Genomic DNA, 4,876 nt, shown 5'->3' with positions numbered 1-4,876 from the left:
GCCCTGTCCAAGAACTATTGCGGGTTCACCGACGCTGACGGCAATCCCGAGACGGTCTGCGCCGCGCCAGAGGCGCCTTCGGGCACCATCCTGCCGGTCACCCCAAGAGCTCAAGGGCAATCTGTCGGTGCGCTACGAGTTCACCTGGGCGATTTCGACGCCTTCGTGCAGGGCGCCGCCGTCAGCCAGTCGGGCAGCTGGACGGACCTGCGGATCCTGGAGCGCGGCATTGTCGGGCGCCAGGACGGCTACACCACGGGCCGACTTCTCTGCCGGGCTGGAGCGCAACGGCTGGTCGGTTTCGGCCTATCTGAAGAACGCCACGACGAGGGGCCAGCTTGACCCGCTCGGTTCAGTGTCCTGAGACGGTCTGCGGCGCCAAGCCGTACATCGTGCCCAACCAGCCTCGGACCCTGGGATCAAGTTCGGTCAGAAGTTCTAGAACTCCAAGAAGGGCGGTTGCGGTGACGCAGCCGCCCTTTTTCGTTCTGGACCGCCCAAGACCCGAAACCGTCGGGCTAAAGCTCGGTTCGCGAGGCGCGCCCGCATGAAACCAACCGCCAAGGCCATGGGCTTTTGGATGTGCACGGCCCTGGTGGTCGGCAACATGATCGGCTCGGGGGTGTTCATGCTCCCGGCCTCCCTGGCTCCCTATGGCTGGAACGCCGTCATCGGCTGGGGGATCACCATCGCCGGCGGCCTGTGCCTGGCCTATGTCTTCGCCCGGCTGGCCCGGGCCTTTCCGCGGGCCGGCGGGCCCTATGCCTATACCCAGGAAGCCTTCGGGCCGGCGGCGGCCTTCATCGTCGCCTGGGCCTACTGGATCTCGCTGTGGGTCGGCAACGCCGCCATCGCCACTGGCGCGACCAGCTATCTGTCGGTGCTGATCCCGCAGATCGCCCAGATCCCCGGCCTGCACGCGGCCACGACCCTGGCCCTGGTCTGGGGGCTGGTGGCGGTCAATTGCCGGGGAACCCAGCTGGCCGGCGGGCTGCAGCTGGTGACGACGGTTCTGAAGCTGCTGCCTCTGGTCGCGGTGATCGGCCTGGCGTTCTGGGCCCTGGGCCGCGAGGGCGGATCGGTCCTGACCCCGTTCCGGCCCGCCGACATCAATACCGGCGGCGTGATCGCCGCCTCGGCCCTGACCCTGTGGGCCATGCTCGGCCTGGAGTCGGCCACCGTGCCGGCCGACAAGGTCGTGGATCCCGCCAGGACGATCCCGCGGGCCACCCTGGTCGGGACGGCGGTGACCGGCGTCATCTATCTGATCGTCTGCTCGGCCGTGGTGCTGTTGATGCCGGCCGACACCCTGAAGGCCTCCAACGCGCCCCTGGCCGACTTCGTCAGCCGGTTCTGGGGCCTGGACGCCGGCCGCCTGCTCGCCGCCTTCGCGGCCATCAGCGCTTTTGGGGCGCTGAACGGCTGGGTCCTGCTGCAGGGCGAGCTGCCCTACGCCATGGCCAAGGGCGGCACCTTTCCCGCCTTCCTGGCCAAGACCTCGCGCTGGGGCACGCCGGTTCGCGCCCAGCTGATCTCGGCGGCCCTGCTGTCGGGCCTGGTGGCGATCAACTACGCCAAGTCGATGGCCGAGCTGTTCACCTTCATCGCGCTTCTGGCCACCACGGCCTCGCTGTTCACCTATCTGGTCTGCGCCCTGGCGGTGTTGAAGCTGCAACTGGCCCGCAAGCTCGACGCCTCCCTCGGCCTGACCCTGGTGGCCCTGGCCGCCGGCCTCTATGCCGTCTGGACCCTGGTCGGGGCGGGCCATGTCGCCGTGCTCTGGGGCCTGGCCCTGCTGGCGGCGGGGGCGCCGGTCTATTGGCTGATGCGCCGCGCCCGTCTCGCCAACCCCCCTTTGTCGGAAAGTCCGGAACAGCCATGAAGACCCTGATCGGCCTGGCGCTCGCCGCCGCCCTGCTGGCGCCCGCCGCCCAGGCCCAGGTCCACTATGTGCGGGCCGGCAAGCTGGTCGATCCCGAGGCCGGCAAGGTGCTGAGCGACCAGTTGATCCGCATCGACGGCGAGCGGATCGCCGCCGTCGCCCCGTTCACGGCCGCCCCGACCGACGGGCCGGTCCTGGACTGGTCCAGCTTCACCGTGCTGCCGGGCCTGATGGACATGCACACCCACCTGGTCGACCAGGAGCAAACCGACAATATCGCCGAGCCGCTGCTGACCACGGCGGCCGAGCAGGCCTATATCGGCGCCGCCCACGCCCGGGCCACCCTGATGGCCGGCTTCACCAGCGTGCGCGATGTCGGTTCCTGGCGGGCCTTCAGCGACGTCGCCCTGCGAGACGCCATCGACAAGGGCCTGGTTCCCGGGCCGCGCATGTCGGTGGCCGGGGCCTATATCACCACCCCGGGCGGCGGCGGCGAGATCACCGGCATCGCCGCCGATGTCGGCATTCCGGCCGAGATGCGGCGCGGGGTGGTTCGCGACGCCGCCGAGGCTCGCGACACGGCCCGCGCCCTGCTGGTGGGCGGCGCCGATTTCCTCAAGCTGATCGCCACCGGCGCGGTGCTGACGGTCGGCACCGAACCTGGCCAGCTGGAACTGTCGGAAGACCAGATCAAGGCCGCCGTCGATGAGGCCGCCCGTCGCGGAACCTACGCCACCGCCCATGCCCATGGGGCCGAGGGCATCAAGGTCGCGGTGCGGGCCGGGGTGCGCTCGATCGAGCACGGCTCGCTGATCGACGACGAGGGCATCGCCCTGATGAAGGCCAAGGGCGCCTGGCTGGTGGCCGACATCTATAATGGCGACTTCATCGACGCCTATGGCAGGGCGCATGGCTGGCCCGCCGAGACCCTGCGCAAGAACATCGAGACCACCGAGGCTCAGCGGATCGGCTTTCGCAAGGCGGTCAAGGCGGGGTCAAGATCGCCTATGGCACCGACGCGGGGTCTATCCGCACGGCCAGAACGCCCTGCAGTTGCCCTATATGGTCCGCTACGGCATGACCCGATCCAGGCCATCCAGTCGGCCACCACGGTCTCGGCGGCCCTGATGGGCAAGAGCGGCCAGGTCGGTTGCGCGGCGGCCGGCTGCTATGCCGACCTGATCGCGGTCCAGGGCGATCCGCTGGCCGATATCGCCGTGCTGACCCAGGTCGGCAAGGTGATGAAGGGCGGGGTGGTGGTCAAAGACTAGGCGCGAGGGCCCAGGTTCCGCGCTTCTGACGCGACATTCTGTGTGCGGTGCAATATGAACTTGCCGCGCGGCATCAAGGCTCTGTCACATGGACAAGCTAAGGTGGTGTCACAGTATCAGGAGAGTCGCATGGCCGACGTCAATCACTACCATGTTCGTCCCGTCGCCGGCGTCTGGCATGTCACCTGGAATGAGTCGGACGAGCTGATCGGCTCCTATGGCGGCCAACCCGAAGCCGTGGCCGTGGCCCAGCTTCTGGCCCGCCACATGATGGCCCAGGGCCGCAAGGCCGAGGTGCACGTCGCCGAACCCCAGGCCCGCCGCGCCTCGTGGGGCAGCAGCCTGGTCAACCACGCGGCCTGACGTCTAGTCTAGCCACCCGCCCAGCAGCCGATCGGCGATGGCCTCGGCCTCGGCGGGGGTGAAGACGCTCGGATCCAGGCACAGCTCCAGCCACAGGCCGTCGACCACGGCGGTCAGGCCGATCGCCGCCAGGCGGGCGTCGAGACCCGGAGCGCAGGCCGCCAGCAGCTCCTCCAGCCGGGCGCGATAGGCGGCGTAGCTGCGCTGGTGGATCGCGCCGATGCGGGGGTCGACCTTGACCAGGCTCCAGAAGGCCAGCCAGGTGGCCAGCAGCTGCGGGTCCAGCACCGGCGGCTGGAAACTGGCGGCCAGATAGGCCGAAAGCCGGGCCCGGGGGGCTGGCCCCGCCGCCGCCACGGCCGCCTCCAGGGCCGCGTCGATCCGGTCGCCCACCGCCTCGTAGGCGGCGGCGATCAGGGCGTCGACCCCGTCGAAATAGTGCCGCAGCAGCCCAGGCGAGACCCCCGCCTCGGCGCAGATCGCCCGCACCGATGCGCCCGCCACGCCCTGCTCGGCCAGCACCCGGCAGGCCGCCTCGACCAGGTCGTGGCGACGCACATCGGCGGTTTTCACGGGTGAAGGGGGCGCGGCTCATGGGTTGAGGCGCACCCCCTCAGTCGCTCCGCGACAGCTCCCCAGAGGGGAGCATCTGGGCGCCAGATCCTCCCCTCTGGGGAGGTGGCCCAGAGGGCCGGAGGGGGCTTTCTCACCACCCCTCCGGCGGTCGCGGCGACCGCGCCTCGGGGATCAGGGCCCGCATCTTGCGGCCAAAGCTGCGCAACGACACCTCGGTCTCGGCCAGGGGACCGGCGGTGAAGGTTTTCGAGGCCATGCCTGCTGCACGCGGGCGACCAGCTCGGTGTCCTCGGCATTGACCTGACGGTTGATGCGCCAGTTCAGATAGCGCGCGGCCTTCATCTCGCGCCGGGGCGTCGGGCAGGGCATAGGCGATCTCGCGGATCATCGTCTGGGTCGGCGAGATCGGGATGAACTGCATGAAGTCCACCTGGTCGGGATAGATGTCGAAGGCCTGGTTGGGCCACAGCTTGAAATAGGTCCACAGCCGCTTGCGCTCGGGCGGCAGGTGCGCAACGTCGGGCAGAAGGTCCTGGTACAGGCGCTCGGACGGATTGGCCGAGGGCTCCTCGATCAGCTGGCCCCACATCTTGTCGACCCAGGGGGCCGCCTCGACCCCGTAGCCGCGGCCGAACAGCCGGGTCAGGCCCGGATGGGCCACCGGGATGTGCAGGCCGTCCGAATAGTTGTCGCTGATGTTCTCCAGTTGACGTCGCGCGGCCGCAGGGTGACCGGCCGATCGGCTGCAGCTCCTCGAAGCGGTAGGGCGCGACCTCGTCCTCAT

At 69.5% G+C, this 4,876-nt stretch carries 3 protein-coding genes and 3 pseudogenes; 4 read left to right on the top strand and 2 right to left on the bottom strand.

What is annotated here, in order from left to right:
• The 4 genes and pseudogenes from CSW58_RS14100 to CSW58_RS10150 form a co-directional block, all read left to right on the top strand.
• Positions 1-342: pseudogene (locus tag CSW58_RS14100) on the top strand (hypothetical protein); the annotation flags it as partial.
• 205 nt (positions 343-547) lie between these two features.
• The gene (locus tag CSW58_RS10160) at positions 548-1,882 is read left to right on the top strand and encodes an APC family permease (RefSeq protein ID WP_099447209.1); all 1,335 of its coding nucleotides are present in this window, start codon (positions 548-550) and stop codon (positions 1,880-1,882) included.
• Positions 1,879-3,153: an amidohydrolase family protein gene (locus tag CSW58_RS10155; protein WP_099447208.1), complete on the top strand. Its 1,275-nt coding sequence runs from the start codon at positions 1,879-1,881 to the stop codon at positions 3,151-3,153. Before CSW58_RS10160 ends, CSW58_RS10155 begins: the two co-directional genes overlap by 4 nt.
• Positions 3,154-3,282: 129 nt before the next feature.
• On the top strand, positions 3,283-3,516 hold the full coding sequence (locus CSW58_RS10150; protein ID WP_099447207.1) for a hypothetical protein: 234 nt from the start codon (positions 3,283-3,285) through the stop codon (positions 3,514-3,516).
• A 3-nt stretch (positions 3,517-3,519) separates the two neighbouring features.
• On the opposite strand, the pseudogene CSW58_RS10145 reads toward CSW58_RS10150, so the two are convergent.
• A pseudogene (locus CSW58_RS10145) lies at positions 3,520-4,111 on the bottom strand (TetR/AcrR family transcriptional regulator).
• A 111-nt stretch (positions 4,112-4,222) separates the two neighbouring features.
• Positions 4,223-4,876: pseudogene (locus CSW58_RS10140) on the bottom strand (RHO alpha subunit C-terminal catalytic domain-containing protein); the annotation flags it as partial.

Origin of the sequence: Caulobacter sp. B11 (assembly GCF_002737765.1) — a bacterium.
In the GTDB taxonomy this organism is placed as follows: Bacteria; Pseudomonadota; Alphaproteobacteria; order Caulobacterales; family Caulobacteraceae; genus Caulobacter.
The sequence above is the reverse complement of the archived record's forward strand: the minus strand, read 5'-3'. Positions and strand labels throughout refer to the sequence as shown.

Coding starts and splice junctions, on each gene's coding strand:
- CSW58_RS10160 (WP_099447209.1), top strand. CDS start 548: ATGAAACCAACCGCCAAGGCCATGGGCTTTTGGATGTGCACGGCCCTG.
- CSW58_RS10155 (WP_099447208.1), top strand. CDS start 1,879: ATGAAGACCCTGATCGGCCTGGCGCTCGCCGCCGCCCTGCTGGCGCCC.
- CSW58_RS10150 (WP_099447207.1), top strand. CDS start 3,283: ATGGCCGACGTCAATCACTACCATGTTCGTCCCGTCGCCGGCGTCTGG.